Annotated in this window: 2 protein-coding genes; one reads left to right on the plus strand and one right to left on the minus strand. The window is 71.4% G+C overall.

Going from position 1 to position 2,418, the window contains the following annotated elements; translation table 11 throughout:
• The coding region (locus ACOJUF_RS03825) for a CocE/NonD family hydrolase (protein WP_420120540.1) at window positions 1-1,739 on the minus strand (1,739 nt) is incomplete at its 3' end.
• A gap of 143 nt (window positions 1,740-1,882) precedes the next feature.
• On the opposite strand from ACOJUF_RS03825, the gene ACOJUF_RS03830 reads away from it, so the two are divergent.
• A partial coding sequence (locus ACOJUF_RS03830; protein WP_420120541.1) for a TetR family transcriptional regulator occupies window positions 1,883-2,418 on the plus strand: 536 nt, incomplete at its 3' end.

Consider the following 2,418-nt stretch of genomic DNA (forward strand, 5'->3'; position numbering starts at 1 on the left):
AGTAGCCGGGAGTCGGCGAAGATCTCGTTGACGGCACTCGTGCCGACCGGTGTGTGGCGGAAGTTCATGATCGCGGGGCGGTCGTCCGGTTGGTCGTCGGAGGTCAGGACCAGCCGGATCCGGTGGCCGGCCCGGAACCGGCGGGCGTTGGGCACCAGCGGGATGCGGTACTCGACGCGTTCGCCGGCCGGTACCGCTTCGGGGTGCCGGCAGGGCAGTGCCGGCGCGCCGGGGCGGCTGTTGGGTTCGTCGACCGCGCGCAGGGCGGCCCGCAGGAACCCGGCCGTGACGTCGACGGCCTCGCCGGCCTCGTCGACGTCCTGCAGCACCACGATCCAGGCGGTGTCGGAGGCGGTGCTGCTCGCGTGCAGGCGCAGTTCGATGTCGCCGACCACGTCGGTGTCGTGGGCCAGCGGGTCGGTGTCCCAGGCCAGCAGGCCCGGCAGCGGGAAGGGGTTGGCGTTGGGCATCCGGTTCAGGCCGGCGCCCTCGCACAGGTACCGACGCGATGCCGCGCTGTCCGGGCTGTCCGGGTCGCCGCTCAGGGTGCCGTCGGCGGCGAGCGCGAACGCGCGGTGCTCGGCGGGTGGGGGCCAGGCGTCGGCGGTTCGCCATTCGTCCTGGCCGGGCAGCAGGTACCGCACGGCCGGCCCGTCCATGATTCCGGTGTCCCGGCCCTTGAGCCAGTGGTCGAACCAGGCCAGGGCCTCCACGTGCAGGCTTTCCCACGGCCAGGTCAGGCCGAACTCGCCGAGCATGCCCATGCGGACGTTCGGGTTGTGCCGCAACGCCTCCCAGGCGGTGAAGGTCCCGGGCAGGTGCAGCGGCACGTTCTGCCAGTCGCAGCCCAGGTAGACCGGGATGTCGACCTGCGCCAGCAGCGGCAACACGTTCCGGTCGTCCCAGAATCCGTCGCGGACCTGGTGTTCGATGGCGATCTGCTGGAACAGCCGGTCCCACGGGACCGGGTCGTAGTGCAGCCGCATGACCTTCTTGAGCCCGGTGACGGCCGCCTCGCCGTTCATGTGGGCCAACCGGGCGTGGATCCGTGGCTCGTTCAGGACGTGCCGGACGGCGGCCAGCAGCCGGCCCCGCCAGAAGGCGTCGCTGCGCCCGGACGTCACACCCATCGCCGTCACGAAGGGCGCGTCGAAACTGGAGCTGAGCAGGCCGTGGTGATAGGCCGCGTCGTACAGGTCGGGGGTCACGGCCAGCGGGAAGATGGCCTTGAGGTGCGGTGGCTTCTCCACCGCCGCCTCGAGCTGGGCCATCGCGAAGTAGCTGATTCCGATCATGCCCACGGTGCCGTCGCACCAGGGCTGCGCGGCCGCCCATTCGACCACGTCGTGCAGGTCGCGCCGCTCCTGGCCGTCGAAAAAGCCGAAGGTGCCGTCCGATCCGCCGGTCGACCGCAGGTTCACGATGACGTGCACGTAGCCACGGGGGACGAAGAAGTCACTCGCTCCGGCCTCGATGAAACCCAGAGGTGCACCCAGGTTCTGAATCTGCCGTGGGTACGGCGACGCGGCGACCAGGGCCGGGAACCGGCCGCCGTCGTCGGGGTGATGGACATCCGCGTACAGGCGGGACCCGTCGCGCACCCGGATCTCGACGTCCTCGTCGGTGGTCATCCGGTAGCGCGGCTCGGACAGCTCGCGGTAGTCGCGGCCGGTGGTCTGCGGGCCGTTGAGACGGCGCTCGCCCGGTCCGGTGCCGGCCGACTCGATCCTGGTACCCATCCGACCCCCGCGTGGTCCACTGGCGAAATTTCCGCGACTGAGGAAGTCTGGACGATCGGAGGCGCCGGCGCAACGGCTGTGACCTGGAGTGGCGGATGACGGACGGCGGGCGGCGTGGACCCAGCCAGGAACGCGGTGTCGCGATGGATCGCATCGTGACCGTGGCGCGGCGCTCGTTCGCCGAACACGGGTGGGCCGGAACGTCGCTACGGGCGGTGGCCCGCGACGCCCAGGTCGACCCGCGGCTGGTGTCCTACTACTTCCGGACCAAGTCGGCCCTGCTCGAGGCCTGCCTGCGGCCGCCCCCCGGGTACCTCGAACGGATCGCCGCCGTCGCCGGTTCGCCCCTGGCGCACCGCGGCGAGGCGATGGTCCGGGTCCTGCTCACCGCGTGGGACGACCCGGCCATGGCCGAAGTGCTGCGCTCGATCATCCTGACGGCCGCGCACGAACCGATCGCCCTCGAGCGGCTCGGCCGGATCTTCCGGGAGAGCATGATCGGCGCCGTCGCCCGCTCGCTCGACGACGACGAACGTGAACTCCGGGCCGGGCTGGTGGCCAGCCAGCTCGTCGGCCTGGCCATGACCCGCTACGTCTGGCGCCTCCCGCCGATGACCGACCTGCCCGACGACACGGTGGTCACCCTGATCGGACCCACCGTCCAGGGCTACCTCACCGG

Source organism: Nakamurella sp. (assembly GCF_048594475.1).
Classification (GTDB): Bacteria; Actinomycetota; Actinomycetes; order Mycobacteriales; family Nakamurellaceae; genus Nakamurella.